The organism is Sphingomonas crusticola (genome assembly GCF_003391115.1).
Taxonomy (GTDB): domain Bacteria; phylum Pseudomonadota; class Alphaproteobacteria; order Sphingomonadales; family Sphingomonadaceae; genus Sphingomonas_I; species Sphingomonas_I crusticola.
This window is the reverse complement of the sequence record NZ_QTJP01000001.1, coordinates 421,433-434,969: the sequence shown is the minus strand read 5'-3', so window position 1 is coordinate 434,969 and position 13,537 is coordinate 421,433. Positions and strand designations below refer to the sequence as shown.

At 63.8% G+C, this 13,537-nt stretch carries 15 protein-coding genes; all 15 read left to right on the top strand.

The features are described from left to right. The first annotated feature begins 16 nt into the window (after nucleotides 1–16). From DX905_RS02065 to nuoN, 15 genes are read left to right on the top strand one after another with little or no spacing between them, the layout of a single operon-like run. Nucleotides 17–1,210 (top strand): NADH-quinone oxidoreductase subunit D, encoded by a 1,194-nt coding sequence (locus DX905_RS02065; RefSeq protein WP_116092256.1) that lies wholly within the window; start codon nucleotides 17–19, stop codon nucleotides 1,208–1,210. After that, nucleotides 1,207–1,401 carry a hypothetical protein gene (locus DX905_RS15900; protein ID WP_162875416.1) on the top strand — a complete coding sequence of 65 codons (195 nt, stop codon included), beginning with the start codon at nucleotides 1,207–1,209 and terminating at the stop codon, nucleotides 1,399–1,401. The genes DX905_RS02065 and DX905_RS15900 overlap by 4 nt, the downstream gene beginning before the upstream one ends. Then, nucleotides 1,394–2,032, top strand: coding sequence for a complex I 24 kDa subunit family protein (locus tag DX905_RS02060; protein WP_116089849.1), 639 nt, complete (start codon nucleotides 1,394–1,396; stop codon nucleotides 2,030–2,032). The genes DX905_RS15900 and DX905_RS02060 overlap by 8 nt, the downstream gene beginning before the upstream one ends. Further along, the gene (locus tag DX905_RS15895; RefSeq protein WP_162875415.1) at nucleotides 2,032–2,181 is read left to right on the top strand and encodes a hypothetical protein; all 150 of its coding nucleotides are present in this window, start codon (nucleotides 2,032–2,034) and stop codon (nucleotides 2,179–2,181) included. The genes DX905_RS02060 and DX905_RS15895 overlap by 1 nt, the downstream gene beginning before the upstream one ends. After that, nucleotides 2,178–2,408, top strand: a complete 231-nt coding sequence (locus DX905_RS02055) for a hypothetical protein (protein WP_116089848.1) — start codon at nucleotides 2,178–2,180, stop codon at nucleotides 2,406–2,408. Before DX905_RS15895 ends, DX905_RS02055 begins: the two co-directional genes overlap by 4 nt. Beyond that, nucleotides 2,398–3,693, top strand: a complete 1,296-nt coding sequence (gene nuoF, locus DX905_RS02050; RefSeq protein WP_116089847.1) for an NADH-quinone oxidoreductase subunit NuoF — start codon at nucleotides 2,398–2,400, stop codon at nucleotides 3,691–3,693. The genes DX905_RS02055 and nuoF overlap by 11 nt, the downstream gene beginning before the upstream one ends. Before the next feature lie 5 nt (nucleotides 3,694–3,698). After that, nucleotides 3,699–5,699, top strand: coding sequence for an NADH-quinone oxidoreductase subunit NuoG (nuoG, locus tag DX905_RS02045; protein WP_116089846.1), 2,001 nt, complete (start codon nucleotides 3,699–3,701; stop codon nucleotides 5,697–5,699). After that, entirely contained in the window at nucleotides 5,696–5,938 is a 243-nt protein-coding gene (locus DX905_RS02040) for a hypothetical protein (RefSeq protein ID WP_116089845.1), read from the top strand. Before nuoG ends, DX905_RS02040 begins: the two co-directional genes overlap by 4 nt. Further along, nucleotides 5,935–6,984, top strand: a complete 1,050-nt coding sequence (gene nuoH, locus DX905_RS02035) for an NADH-quinone oxidoreductase subunit NuoH (protein ID WP_116089844.1) — start codon at nucleotides 5,935–5,937, stop codon at nucleotides 6,982–6,984. The genes DX905_RS02040 and nuoH overlap by 4 nt, the downstream gene beginning before the upstream one ends. Then, nucleotides 6,981–7,466: an NADH-quinone oxidoreductase subunit NuoI gene (gene nuoI, locus DX905_RS02030; protein ID WP_116089843.1), complete on the top strand. Its 486-nt coding sequence runs from the start codon at nucleotides 6,981–6,983 to the stop codon at nucleotides 7,464–7,466. The genes nuoH and nuoI overlap by 4 nt, the downstream gene beginning before the upstream one ends. Before the next feature lie 36 nt (nucleotides 7,467–7,502). Next, the gene (locus DX905_RS02025; protein WP_116089842.1) at nucleotides 7,503–8,117 is read left to right on the top strand and encodes an NADH-quinone oxidoreductase subunit J; all 615 of its coding nucleotides are present in this window, start codon (nucleotides 7,503–7,505) and stop codon (nucleotides 8,115–8,117) included. Then, the gene (nuoK, locus tag DX905_RS02020; protein ID WP_116089841.1) at nucleotides 8,114–8,419 is read left to right on the top strand and encodes an NADH-quinone oxidoreductase subunit NuoK; all 306 of its coding nucleotides are present in this window, start codon (nucleotides 8,114–8,116) and stop codon (nucleotides 8,417–8,419) included. Before DX905_RS02025 ends, nuoK begins: the two co-directional genes overlap by 4 nt. A 7-nt stretch (nucleotides 8,420–8,426) precedes the next feature. Beyond that, nucleotides 8,427–10,550, top strand: coding sequence for an NADH-quinone oxidoreductase subunit L (gene nuoL / locus DX905_RS02015; RefSeq protein WP_116089840.1), 2,124 nt, complete (start codon nucleotides 8,427–8,429; stop codon nucleotides 10,548–10,550). Between the two features lies 1 nt (nucleotide 10,551). Continuing rightward, the gene (locus DX905_RS02010; protein ID WP_116089839.1) at nucleotides 10,552–12,081 is read left to right on the top strand and encodes an NADH-quinone oxidoreductase subunit M; all 1,530 of its coding nucleotides are present in this window, start codon (nucleotides 10,552–10,554) and stop codon (nucleotides 12,079–12,081) included. Further along, nucleotides 12,081–13,529 (top strand): NADH-quinone oxidoreductase subunit NuoN, encoded by a 1,449-nt coding sequence (gene nuoN / locus DX905_RS02005; protein ID WP_116089838.1) that lies wholly within the window; start codon nucleotides 12,081–12,083, stop codon nucleotides 13,527–13,529. Before DX905_RS02010 ends, nuoN begins: the two co-directional genes overlap by 1 nt. Nucleotides 13,530–13,537: the final 8 nt, after the last annotated feature.

Here is a 13,537-nt window from a genome sequence, read left to right as displayed (position 1 = left end):
GAGCCAGGGCGTGACGATGGATCCGGCGTCGGGCGAAGTCGCGATCCAGAATTACACGATCAATTTCGGGCCGCAGCATCCTGCCGCCCACGGCGTGCTGCGCCTCGTGCTGGAGCTGGATGGCGAGATCGTCGAGCGCGTCGATCCGCATGTCGGCCTGCTCCATCGCGGCACCGAGAAGCTGATCGAATATAAGACCTACCTCCAGGCGCTGCCTTATTTCGACCGGCTGGATTATTGCTCGCCGCTCAACATGGAGCACAGCTATGTGCTCGCCATCGAGAAGCTGCTGGGGATCGAGGTGCCGCTGCGCGCGCAATATCTGCGCGTTTTCTTCGCGGAGCTGAGCCGCATCAGCAACCACATGCTCAATCTCGGTTCGCACATCATGGATGTCGGCGCGATGACGCCCAATCTGTGGCTGTTCGAGATCCGCGAAGATTGCATGAACTTCTTCGAGCGTGCCTCCGGCGCGCGCATGCACGCAGCCTGGTTCCGCCCCGGCGGCGTCCATCAGGACGTGCCGCTCAAGCTGCTGACCGATATCGGCACGTGGCTCGACGAGCGTATGCCGCGATTGTTCGAAGACGCGATCAGCCTCGTTGCCGACAACCGCATCTTCAAGCAGCGCAATGTCGATATCGGGCTGGTCAGCCGCGACGACGCGATCGCCTGGGGCTTTTCCGGCCCGATGATCCGGGCCGCGGGCATCCCCTGGGATATCCGCAAGTCGCAGCCGTACGACGTCTATGATCGCATGGATTTCGACGTGCCGGTCGGCACGCGCGGCGATTGCTATGACCGCTTCATGGTGCGGGTCGAAGAGGTCCGCCAGTCGATGCGGATCATGAAGCAGTGCCTGGCCGAAATGCCGGAAGGCGAGATTGCCAGCCTCGACCGCAAGGTTGTGCCGCCGAAGCGCGGCGAGATGAAGCAGTCGATGGAAGCGCTCATCCATCACTTCAAGCTCTATACCGAGGGCTTCCACGTGCCCGCCGGCGAAGTCTATGTCGCGACCGAAAGCCCCAAGGGTGAGTTCGGCGTGTTCCTGATCTCCGACGGCAGCAACAAGCCCTATCGCTGCAAGATCCGCCCGACGGCCTTCAGCCACCTGCAGGCGATGGACTTCATGATGCGCGGCCACATGCTGGCCGACACCACCGCCGTCCTGTCCGCGATCGACATCGTGTTCGGGGAGTGCGACCGGTGATCCGGTTCTCTAATCTATTGGCTGGAATTGGGGCGGGTGCGCTTGTTGCCGTCATGGGGAATGCGTTGCGCTCAACTGTCGCGAAGGAGCCCTTTGACTTTTTGCGGGCTGCGATCACGATTGTTTCGATCGCAATCGGCTTCGGCGTCGTGGAACTCTGGCGGCATCGGAAGGGGATGAAGCATGGCTGACGCAGCCCAAATCCCCGACGAAACCGAGACCCGCGCACGCTGGGGCAATTTCACCTGGACGGCCGAGAATGCCGAGCAGGTCAAGGTGGTCATGGGTCGCTACCCCAAGGGGCGCGAGCATTCGGCCATCATGCCTTTGCTCGATCTCGCCCAGCGTCAGGTCGGCGCCGAGACCAATACCCAGGGCTGGCTGCCCGTGCCGGTGATCGAATATGTCGCCAAGCAGGCAGGCATGCCCTACATTCGCGCGCTCGAGGTCGTCAGCTTCTACACGATGTACAATATGGCGCCGGTCGGCCGCTATCATGTCCAGGTGTGCGGCACGACGCCATGCATGCTGCGCGGATCGGACGATGTGCTCGACGCCTGTTACAAGAAGGGCCTCAAGAAGGGCCACACCACGCCCGACGGCCTGTTCACGCTGACCGAGGTCGAATGCCTTGGTGCCTGCGTCAATGCGCCGATGGTGCAGATCAACGACGACAATTACGAGGATCTGACGTTCGAGACGACGACGGCGATCCTCGAGGCGCTGGCACGCGGCGAAACGCCCAAGCCGGGTCCGCAGGTCGATCGCTTCCTGGCGGCGCCGGTCGGCGGTCCGACCGTGTTGAAGGAGTATACCTCCTGATGCCGCTCATCCTCGCCCTTATTGTCGGCGTCGTGCTGTTCGTGCTGCTGCTCAAGCTCGTCATCGGCCTGGTGGCGCTCGGGCTCGGGCTGGCGCTGGCGGTGATCGTCTATTTCGCGGCGGAGAAACTGGTGGGGCAGGGGCGATGAGCAGGACTCATTTTCTTGGGGTGAACCTTAACAAGCATCCGCTGCTCGCCGGGCTGCTGTGGGCCGCCTTGTTCGTGCCGACTTTGTTGGTGCTGAACTGGCTGCGGGGAGAACCGACCCCGCTGCATGATATCCCCAAACTGGTCGCCCTCGCCATCCCCGCTGGCCTGCTCTGGGGCCTTGTGACCCGCGCTTTTACGAAGGCGAGAGGCTCCCATGCTCGCTGACGCAGATCGCATCTTCACCAATATTTACGGCTTCCAGGATTGGGGGCTCGAAGGCGCGCTGAAGCGTGGTGACTGGGACAATACCAAGGACCTGATGGTCCGCGGCCAGGACCAGATCATCGAGGATGTGAAGGCGTCGGGCCTGCGCGGCCGCGGCGGGGCAGGCTTCCCGACCGGCATGAAGTGGAGCTTCATGCCCAAGGAACCGAAGCCCGGCCGCCCCAGCTTCCTGCTGATCAACGCCGACGAATCCGAGCCCGGTTCGTGCAAGGATCGCGAAATCCTGCGCCACGACCCGCATAAATTGCTCGAAGGCGCGCTGATCGCCGGCTTCGCGATGCGCGCGCGTGCCGCCTATATCTACATCCGTGGCGAGTTCATCCGCGAGGCGGAGAACCTCTTCGCCGCCGTCGCTCAAGCCTATGACAAGGGCCTGCTCGGGAAGAACGCGGCGGGCTCCGGCTATGATTTCGACGTGTTCGTCCATCGTGGTGCCGGCGCCTATATCTGCGGTGAGGAAACCGCGCAGATAGAAAGCCTTGAAGGCAAGAAGGGCCAGCCGCGCCTCAAGCCGCCCTTCCCGGCGGGCGTCGGCCTCTATGGCTGCCCGACCACCGTCAACAATGTTGAATCGATCGCGGTCGTGCCGACGATCCTGCGGCGCGGGCCGGCCTGGTTCGCCGGCATCGGCCGCGATAAGAATCAGGGCACCAAGCTCTTCCAGATCAGCGGCCACGTGAACACGCCGACGGTCGTCGAGGAAGCGATGGGCATCAGCTTCCGCGAACTGATCGAGAAGCATGCCGGCGGCATCCGCGGCGGCTGGGACAATCTGCTCGCCGTGATCCCCGGCGGATCGTCGGTGCCGTTGGTGCCGGCCGCGCAGATCATGGACGCGCCGATGGATTTCGACGGGCTGCGCGAGCTCGGCTCGGGCCTCGGCACGGCGGCGGTGATCGTGATGGACAAGTCGACCGACATCGTCCGCGCGATCAGCCGCATATCTTACTTCTACAAGCATGAGAGCTGCGGCCAGTGCACGCCGTGCCGCGAGGGCACCGGCTGGATGTGGCGCGTGATGGAACGGCTGCGCACCGGCGAGGCCGATCTGCACGAAATCGATCTGCTCCAGGAAGTCACGAAGCAGGTCGAGGGCCACACCATCTGCGCCCTCGGCGACGCCGCGGCATGGCCGATCCAGGGCCTGATCCGCCATTTCCGCCCGGAGATCGAGCGGCGCATCAATGAGCGTCGCGGCGAGATCTTCGCCGTGGCGGCAGAGTAACCGATATGCCCAAACTGACCGTCGACGGAATCGAAGTCGAAGTGCCGAACGGCGCGACCGTGCTTCAGGCGTGCGAAGCCGCCGGCAAGGAAATCCCGCGTTTCTGTTATCACGAACGGCTGTCGATCGCCGGCAATTGCCGCATGTGCCTGGTCGAGGTGAAGCCTGGGCCGCCCAAGCCGCAGGCTTCCTGTGCGCTGCCCGCCGCCGACAATCAGGAAATCCGCACCGACAGCGCGATGGTCAAGAAGGCGCGCGAAGGGGTGATGGAGTTCCTGCTCATCAACCACCCGCTCGATTGCCCGATCTGCGACCAGGGCGGCGAATGCGACCTCCAAGACCAGAGCCTGGCCTACGGCCGTGGCTTCACGCGTTTTCACGAGAATAAGCGCGCGGTTACCGAGAAATATATGGGGCCGATCGTCAAGACGGTCATGACCCGCTGCATCCAGTGCACGCGCTGCGTACGTTTCGCCGAGGAAGTCGCCGGCGTCGAGGAGATCGGCGCGCTCTATCGCGGCGAGAATATGCAGATCACCTCCTATCTGGAGCACGCAATCTCGTCCGAGCTGTCGGGCAATGTCGTCGATCTGTGCCCGGTGGGCGCGCTGACCTCCAAGCCATACGCGTTTGAGGCGCGGCCGTGGGAGCTCAAGAAGACCTTCGCGATCGACGTGATGGATGCGCTCGGCACCAACATCCGCCTCGACAGCCGCGGCCGTCAGGTCCTGCGCGCGCTGCCGCGCGTCAATGAGGACGTCAACGAGGAATGGGCGTCGGACAAGACGCGCCACCATGTCGACGGTCTCGTCCGTCGTCGCCTCGACAAGCCCTATGTGCGCCGCGACGGCAAGCTGCAGCCCGCGACCTGGGCCGAGGCATTCGCGGCTATCAAGGCGGTAAACGCCGGATCGAGCGTCGCCGCGATCGCCGGCGATTTGGTCGATTGCGAAACGATGTATGCCGCCAAGGCATTGCTCGGCCGGATGGGCTCGACCCTCTTGGAAGGGCGCCAGACCGGGCTTGCCTACGACACGTCCAGCATCGCGGCGGTCAACTTCAATTCGACCATCGCCGGTATCGAGACGGCGGACGCGATCCTGATCGTCGGTTCGAACGTCCGCTGGGAAGCGCCTCTGGTCAACACGCGCATCCGCAAGGCGGTCAAGCGCGGCGCCAAGGTGTTCGCGATCGGGCCTGAAGTCGATCTGACCTATCCGGTGACGTGGCTCGGCAACGATCTCGGCCTGCTCGGCGCGCTCGGTTCGGATGTGACCGACTTTTTCGGCAAGGCGCAGCGTCCGGCCGTGATCGTCGGGGGCGCGGGGTTGAAGGCGGGGCAGGGCGCAAGCCTCGGCCTGATCGACAGCCTCGGCCTGATCAAGGACGGCTGGAACGGCTATAACGTCCTGCACATGGCGGCCTCGCGCATGGGCGGGTTGATGCTGGGCTACGCGCAGCAGGGCGGCATCGCCGACGTGACGAAGGCGGCGCCGAAGCTCACCTTCCTGCTCGGCGCCGACGAAGTTCCGGAAACGGCGCTGGGCAGCAGCTTCAAGGTCTATGTCGGCCATCATGGCGATCATGGCGCAGCCATCGCCGATGTGATCCTGCCGGCGGCCAGCTATGCCGAGAAGAGCGGCACCTACGTTAATCTCGAAGGCCGCGTGCAGCGTGGCGACCGCGCGGTCTTCCCGCCCGGCGACGCGCGCGAGGATTGGGCAATCTTCCGGGCGCTGTCCGACGTGCTCGGCATGACCTTGCCGTTCGACACGCTCGACGCGCTGCGCGCCCAGATGGCCGCCGAGGTGCCCGCTTTGGCGCAGCCCGGGCTCGCCAGCTATGCATGGTCGGTGCCGAAGCTCGCGGCCGAGGCTTCGGGCGCGATCGCCTATCCGATCCAGGACTTCTACCTGACCAACGCCATCGCGCGCGCCAGCGACACGATGCAGCGCTGCTCGGCCGAAATCCTCCACGGCCAGACTTACGCGGAGGCGGCCGAATGACGACGGGTTTCGCCTGGGCAATGCATAACGGCGCCAAACTTCTGTTTGCGGTCGCGATCTTTGTAGCCCTCCTTAGCTTCCTTCCGGTTGCGCTTGGCGCGCTTGACGCTGGCCAAGCTCGCGATCGTCTTTGGCTGATCGTCGCCGCTGCTGCGAATGCGCTTAGTTCCGCTGTACTGCCTTTCCTTGGAGCCCTGTTGATCGACCGGCTGGATCACTGGCGGGAGCACCGCGCATGACCCGCTGGTTCACCGGCTTCCTGCCCTATGAAGGCGCGTGGTTCCTCGCCACCTTGATCGACATTCTCGTCATCGCGCTGCCGCTGATGCTGGCGGTGGCGATGATCATCTACGCCGATCGCAAGATCTGGGCGGCGATGGCGTTGCGGCGCGGGCCGAACGTCGTCGGCCCGTTCGGTCTCCTCCAGTCGTTCGCGGACGGGCTCAAGGTCTTCCTGCAGGAAACGATCATTCCGTCGGCGGCCAATCGCGGCCTGTTCCTGATCGCGCCGATCATCACCTTCACGGTCGCGCTGGCGGCGTGGGCGGTGATCCCGTTCGGGCCACGCGCGGTGCTCGCCAACATCAATGTCGGTCTGCTCTACCTGCTCGCGGTGAGCTCGATCGGCGTCTACGGCGTGATCCTGTCGGGCTGGGCGTCCAACTCCAAATATCCCTTCTATTCGGCGATCCGCGCCGCTGCGCAGATGGTAAGCTATGAGGTCTCGATCGGCTTCATCGTGATCTCGGTCGTGCTGTGGACGGGCAGCTTCAACCTCAACGCCATCGTCACCGCGCAACGCGGCCATATCTTTGGCTTCGTCAACGCCTATGGCTTCAATCCCCTGCTGTTCCCGATGGCGGTGATGTTCCTCATCTCCTCGATGGCGGAGACGGCGCGCGCGCCGTTCGACCTGACCGAGGCCGAAAGCGAGATCGTCGCCGGCTACCAGACCGAATATTCGTCGATGAGCTTCGCGCTCTTCTGGCTCGGCGAATATGGCAATGTGCTGCTGATGTGCGCGCTCAACGCCACCCTGTTCTGGGGCGGATGGCTGCCGCCGTTGGACATTCCCATCCTCTACGCCGTGCCCGGTATCGTCTGGCTGTTCGGCAAGATCCTGTTCTTCTTCTTCGTCTTCTCGTGGGTGAAGGCGACGGTGCCGCGCTACCGTTACGATCAGCTCATGCGCCTCGGCTGGAAGGTGTTCCTGCCGCTGTCGCTGTTCTGGGTGTTCCTGGTCTCCGGCTATCTGATGGTCACCCGCTACGGAATGCACCCATGAACGTCGCCTATCTCATCAAATCCTTCACCCTGTGGGAGTTCGTGAAGGCGCACGCCAAGACGCTGCGCTACTTCTTCAAGGCGAAGGCGACGATCAACTATCCGCATGAGAAGAACCCGCTGAGCCCACGCTTCCGCGGCGAGCATGCGTTGCGTCGCTATCCCAATGGCGAGGAACGCTGCATCGCGTGCAAATTGTGCGAAGCTGTCTGCCCGGCGCAGGCGATCACGATCGAGGCCGAACCGCGCGAGGACGGCAGCCGCCGCACCACGCGTTACGACATCGACATGACCAAGTGCATCTTCTGCGGCTTCTGCCAGGAAGCCTGCCCGGTCGATGCGATCGTCGAGGGGCCGAATTTCGAATATTCGACCGAGACGCGCGAAGAGCTCATCTACGACAAGGCCAAGCTGATCGCGAACGGAGACCGGTGGGAGCCGATCCTCGCGCAGAACCTTGCCGCCGATGCACCCTACCGTTAAGCCGCGCCGCAACTCGCAAGGGGCCTCCGAGCAGCCGTGATCCAGATCATCGCCTTTTACCTGTTCGCGGTCGTGACCGTGCTGTCGGGCGTGCTGTGCGTGACCGCGCGCAACCCGGTGCACAGCGTGCTGTGGCTGATCCTCGCCTTCTTCAACGCCGCTGGCCTGATGGTGCTGGTCGGTGCCGAGTTCATCGCGATGCTGCTGATCATTGTTTATGTCGGCGCGGTCGCGGTGTTGTTCCTGTTCGTCGTGATGATGCTCGACATCGACTTCGCCGAATTGCGCTCGGGCTTTGCGCGATACCTGCCGCTTGGCATCGGCCTGGTGGCCTTGCTCGCGGGCGAGATCATCTTCGCGGAAAGCGCGTGGAGCGCGGGCGGCCTTGAATTGTCGCGGGTCGCGCCGACGCCGGATGCGGCCGGCATCCCCAACATCCAGGCGCTCGGTATCCTGATCTACACGCGTTACCTCTATATCTTCGAAGGCGCGGGGCTGGTGCTGCTGGTGGCATTGATCGGCGCGATCGTGTTGACCCACCGCAAGCGCGGCGACGTGCGCACCCAGAATATTTCACGCCAGAATATGCGCCGCCCCGAAGACGCGACGCGCAACACGCAACCCGTCGTCGGGCAGGGGGTCGAGCTGTGATCGGATTGACCCATTATCTCGCCGTCTCGGCGATCCTGTTCGTGACCGGCGTGTTCGGCATCTTCCTCAACCGCAAGAACATCATCATCATCCTGATGGCGATCGAGCTGATCCTGCTGAGCGTGAACATCAACCTCGTCGCTTTCTCGGCCTATCTCCACGATCTGGTCGGGCAGGTGTTCGCGATGTTCGTGCTGACCGTGGCGGCGGGCGAGGCCGCGATCGGCCTTGCCATCCTCGTCATCTATTTCCGCGGCCGCGGCACGATCTCGGTCGACGACGTCAATCGGATGAAGGGCTGATACCGGCGTGATTATTGCCCTCGTCTTCCTGCCGCTGCTGGCCGCGATCGTCGCAGGCCTCGGCAATCGCGCCATCGGCAACGTGCCGGCCAAGCTGGTCACGACCGTGGCTTTGTTCGGGTCGTGCGCGCTCGCCTGGCCGATCTTCCTCGGCTTCCTCAACGGCACCGATACCGCGCACGTGGTCAAGGTGCTGAGCTTCATCAGCTCGGGCGATCTGCAGGTCGACTGGTCGTTGCGGGTCGATACGCTGACGGCGGTGATGCTGGTCGTGGTGACGACGGTCTCAAGCCTCGTCCATCTCTATAGCTGGGGCTATATGGCGGAGGATCCGTCGCAGCCGCGCTTCTTCGCTTATCTGTCGCTCTTCACCTTCGCGATGCTGATGCTGGTGACCGCCGACAATCTCATCCAGATGTTCTTCGGCTGGGAAGGTGTTGGTCTCGCCTCCTACCTGCTGATCGGCTTCTGGTATGAAAAGCCGTCGGCGCAGGCGGCGGCGATCAAGGCGTTCGTCGTCAACCGCGTCGGAGACTTCGGTTTCAGCCTGGGCATCTTCGGCGTGTTCCTCGTGTTCGGTACCGTCTCGATCCCCGCGATCCTGGCCGCGGCGCCGGGCATGGCCGGCTCGACCATCGGCTTCCTCGGCGGCCGGGTCGATACGATGACCTTGCTGTGCCTGCTGCTGTTCGTCGGCGCGATGGGCAAGTCCGCGCAGCTTGGCCTCCACGTCTGGCTGCCGGACGCGATGGAGGGCCCGACGCCGGTGTCGGCACTGATCCATGCCGCCACGATGGTTACCGCCGGCGTGTTCATGGTGTGCCGCCTGTCGCCCTTGTTCGAAACCAGCCAGACCGCGTTGACGGTCGTGACCTATGTCGGCGCCGCGACTGCCTTGTTCGCGGCGACGGTCGGCACCGTTCAGACCGACATCAAGCGCGTTATCGCTTATTCGACCTGCTCCCAGCTCGGCTACATGTTCTTCGCGGCCGGCGTCGGCGCCTTCGGCGGGGCGATGTTCCACCTGTTCACGCACGCCTTCTTCAAGGCCTTGCTGTTCCTCGGTGCCGGCTCGGTCATCCACGCCATGCACCACGAACAGGACATGCGTTTCTATGGTGGCCTGCGGAAGCATATCCCGATCACCTTCTGGGCGATGCTGGCGGGCACGCTCGCGATTACCGGCCTGGGCATCGAGGAAGTGTTCGGCTTCGCCGGCTTCTATTCGAAGGACGCGATCATCGAGGCGGCCTATGCGCGCGGCACCACCGCCGGCGGCATCGCCTTCTTCGTCGGCGTGAGCGCGGCCCTGCTCACCAGCTTCTATTCGTGGCGGCTGATCTTCCTGACTTTCTTCGGCGAGCCGCGCTGGGCGGCGTCCGAGCATATCCAGCATGCGATGCACGATGCGCATGGCCACGGTCACCACGGTGACGAGCATCATGCGGCGGCGCATGGTCAGCATGTCGAGCAACATCGTGCCGACGCCGATCACGAGGCGCCCGACGAGGGCGCGGGGTCGGAACCGAACGTCCATTCCCCGGGCGCGCAGGATGTCGCCCACGGCACCGCGGGCTATCATCCGCACGAAAGCCCGTGGACGATGCTCGTGCCGTTGGTGGTGCTCAGCATCGGTGCGATCTTCGCAGGATATGTCTTTGCCGGCCCCTTCATCGGCGAGCATGGCCATGCTTTCTGGCAGGGCAGCCTGTGGTTCAACACCGAGTTCATGGAGTCGGTCGAGCGCGTGCCGATGTTCGTGAAGCTGTCGGCGACGATCGTCATGATCATCGGCTTCGTCCTCGCTTATTACGCCTATGTCGCGGACAAGACCGTGCCGGCGCGCTTCACCGCCACCTTCCAGGGGCTTTACGCTTTCCTGCTCAACAAATGGTATTTCGACGAATTGTACGATTTCCTGTTCGTCCGCCCCGCTTTCGCGCTCGGCCGTCTTTTCTGGAAACGCGGCGATCAGAAGACGATCGACCGCTTTGGCCCCGATGGCGCCGCCTGGGTGGTGCAGGCGGGCGCGGTGGTCAGCCGCCGGCTCCAGTCGGGCTACGTCTATACCTATGCGCTGGTGATGCTGCTCGGCCTTGCCGCCGCGGCAACCTGGGCGATGGCGGCCTGACATGAACCAGCTCGGCTTTCCCATTCTCAGCCTGCTGATCGGCCTGCCGATCTTCGCCGCGATTGCGTGCCTGTTCGCCGACGCGAAGGCGGCGCGCTGGATCGCGCTGGTCGTAACGCTGATCGATTTCGCGATCGGCATCCTGTTGTGGGCGACCTACCAGACCGGCGGCGCGCAGTGGCAGTTTACCGAGAGTGCGCCCCTGTTTGGCAGCTTCGGCTGGGCGCTCGGCATTGACGGCATCGCACTGATGCTGATCGAATTGTCGGTATTCCTGATGCCGATCTGCATCCTCGCCAGCTGGGTTTCGATCGAGAAGCGGGTGCCGGAATATATGGCCGCCCTGCTGGCGACCGAGGCGCTGATGCTCGGCGTGTTCGCCGCGCAGGACATGTTCCTGTTCTACATCTTCTTCGAAGCAGGCCTGATCCCGATGTACCTGCTGATCGGCATCTGGGGCGGACAGGACCGCATCTATGCCTCCTATAAATTCTTCCTTTATACGCTGCTCGGCTCGGTACTGATGCTGATCGCGATGCTGTGGATGGCCAATTTCGCTCATTCCACGAGCATCCCGGTGCTGATGAACACCAATTTCCCACCGCACGCGCAGACCTGGCTGTTCCTGGCCTTCTTCGCCTCGTTCGCGGTCAAGATGCCGATGTGGCCGGTCCATACCTGGCTGCCCGATGCCCACGTCCAGGCGCCGACCGCGGGCTCGGTCATCCTCGCCGGCGTCTTGCTGAAGATGGGCGGGTACGGCTTCATCCGCTTCTCGCTGCCGATGTTCCCGATCGCTAGTGCGCAATTGTTCTGGCTGATCGCGACGCTCAGCGGCATCGCCATCGTCTACACCTCGCTGGTGGCGCTGGTGCAGCAGGACATGAAGAAGCTCATCGCTTATTCGTCGGTCGCCCACATGGCGTTCGTCACTTTCGGCCTGTTCGCGTTCAATCGGCAGGGCCTGGAAGGGGCGCTGCTGGTGATGCTCAGCCACGGCCTCGTCTCCGGCGCGCTCTTCCTGTGCGTTGGAGTGGTCTATGATCGTCTGCATACGCGCGAGATTTCGCGCTACGGCGGCGTCTCGACCAACATGCCTTATTACGCCGCGTTGTTCCTGCTCTTCACCATGGCGTCGGTCGGCTTGCCGGGCACGTCCGGCTTCGTCGGCGAATTCCTGAGCATGATGGGAATTTACGGCGCCTCCACCTGGGCGGCGTTCGTCGCGACAACCGGCATCATCCTCGGCGCGGCTTATATGCTCTATCTGTATCGCCGGGTGGCGCAGGGCCCGCTCGACAAACCCGACGTCGCGGCCATGTCCGATCTGTCGCCGCGCGAGTTCGTCCTGCTCGTACCGATCGCGCTCGTCGTGTTGTGGATGGGCGTTTATCCGGAGAGTTTCATGGCGCCGATGCGCAAGGATGTCGGCGTGGTGCTGGCGCGGGTCGATCCCGCCTGGCACGGGGGTGACTCCAAACTGGCCAGGGGCAACCGCCCGGTCGCGGTCGCCGCGGCGGAGGCACATTGATGTCCTCCACTTATTTCCTCGCCACCTTGCCCGAACTTATCCTGTCGGTGGGTGCGATGCTGCTGTTGCTCGTCGCCGCCTGGCGCGGTGACGGTGCCACACGCGGCATCGGCTGGGCCTCGGTTGTGCTGTTGCTCCTGGCGGGCTTGTCGCTGCTCGGGCCGGCCGGTCATGCGGGCGCCGCCTTCGGCGGGCTGTACCGCGCCGATGCCTTTGCCGCCTTTGCCAAGGTCTTGATTTATATCGGTTCCGCCGTCGCGATCGTGATCGCGCCCAATTGGTTCGCCCGCGGCGGTCCGCTGCGCGCCGAATATCCGGTCCTGATCCTGCTCTCCACGGCCGGCATGGGCATGATGGTTTCGGCGAGCGATCTGCTCACGCTTTACGTCGGGCTGGAGCTGCAGAGCCTCGCCGCCTATGTGCTGGCCAGCTTCATGCGGCGCGATCAGCGCTCGGCCGAGGCGGGCCTCAAATATTTCATCCTCGGCGCGCTCGCGAGCGGCATCCTGCTTTACGGCATCTCTTTGCTCTACGGCTTCACCGGCACGACGACGTTCGACAGGATCGCCACCGTCTTCCGCACGGCGGCGGCGCACGATGTCGAGATTGGCCGCCTGATGGGCCTGATCTTCGTGCTGTCGGGAATCTTCTTCAAGGCGTCGATCGTACCGTTCCACATGTGGACGCCCGACGTCTACGAAGGCGCGCCGACGCCGGTCACCGCCTTCTTCGCCTCGGCGCCCAAGGTGGCGGCGGTGGTGTTGCTGGTGCGCGTCGCGATCGAGGCGCTCGGCCCGGTGACGGAAGCCTGGCGGCAGATCATCGCCGTGGTCGGCATCGCCTCGATCGTGTGGGGCGGGCTTGCCGCCATCGTCCAGACCAATATCAAGCGCCTGCTGGCTTATTCCTCGATCAACAATGTCGGCTTCGCCGTGCTCGGGGTGATCCCCGGTAACCAGGCGGGCGCCGCGTCGGTCTTGTTCTACATGGCGGTCTATATCGTCATGACGGTGGGAAGCTTCGTGTGCGTGCTGCAGATGCGCGATGCCGACGGCAATCCGATCGAAGACATCTCCGCTTTGTCCGGTCTGTCCCGCACCCGTCCGGGCCTGGCGCTCGCATTGACGATGTTCATGTTCAGCCTCGCCGGCATCCCGCCGCTGCTCGGCCTGTGGCCGAAGGTCGTCGTATTCCAGGCGCTGGTGAATATCGGCTGGTGGCCGCTCGCGGCGTTGGGCATCGCGGCGTCCGTGATCAGCGCCTTCTATTATCTCAAGATCGTCAAGACGTTGTATATCGACGAGCCAGTGTCGGCGTTCGCGCCGCGCGATAGCAAGGTCGAAGGCGGGCTGATGGTCGCCAGCGCGCTGTTCATCTCGCCGCTCGGCTATCTGGCCATTCCGTTCCTGACGGCGACCAGCATGGCCGCGGCCAGGGCGCTGTTCTGACACCCACG

Bases quoted from the DNA above. Each gene is read 5' to 3' on its own strand.
- DX905_RS02065 (WP_116092256.1), top strand. From the start codon at position 17: ATGGATCCGGCGTCGGGCGAAGTCGCGATCCAGAATTACACGATCAAT.
- DX905_RS02060 (WP_116089849.1), top strand. From the start codon at position 1,394: ATGGCTGACGCAGCCCAAATCCCCGACGAAACCGAGACCCGCGCACGC.
- DX905_RS15895 (WP_162875415.1), top strand. From the start codon at position 2,032: ATGCCGCTCATCCTCGCCCTTATTGTCGGCGTCGTGCTGTTCGTGCTG.
- DX905_RS02055 (WP_116089848.1), top strand. From the start codon at position 2,178: ATGAGCAGGACTCATTTTCTTGGGGTGAACCTTAACAAGCATCCGCTG.
- nuoF (WP_116089847.1), top strand. From the start codon at position 2,398: ATGCTCGCTGACGCAGATCGCATCTTCACCAATATTTACGGCTTCCAG.
- nuoG (WP_116089846.1), top strand. From the start codon at position 3,699: ATGCCCAAACTGACCGTCGACGGAATCGAAGTCGAAGTGCCGAACGGC.
- DX905_RS02040 (WP_116089845.1), top strand. From the start codon at position 5,696: ATGACGACGGGTTTCGCCTGGGCAATGCATAACGGCGCCAAACTTCTG.
- nuoH (WP_116089844.1), top strand. From the start codon at position 5,935: ATGACCCGCTGGTTCACCGGCTTCCTGCCCTATGAAGGCGCGTGGTTC.
- nuoI (WP_116089843.1), top strand. From the start codon at position 6,981: ATGAACGTCGCCTATCTCATCAAATCCTTCACCCTGTGGGAGTTCGTG.
- DX905_RS02010 (WP_116089839.1), top strand. From the start codon at position 10,552: ATGAACCAGCTCGGCTTTCCCATTCTCAGCCTGCTGATCGGCCTGCCG.
- nuoN (WP_116089838.1), top strand. From the start codon at position 12,081: ATGTCCTCCACTTATTTCCTCGCCACCTTGCCCGAACTTATCCTGTCG.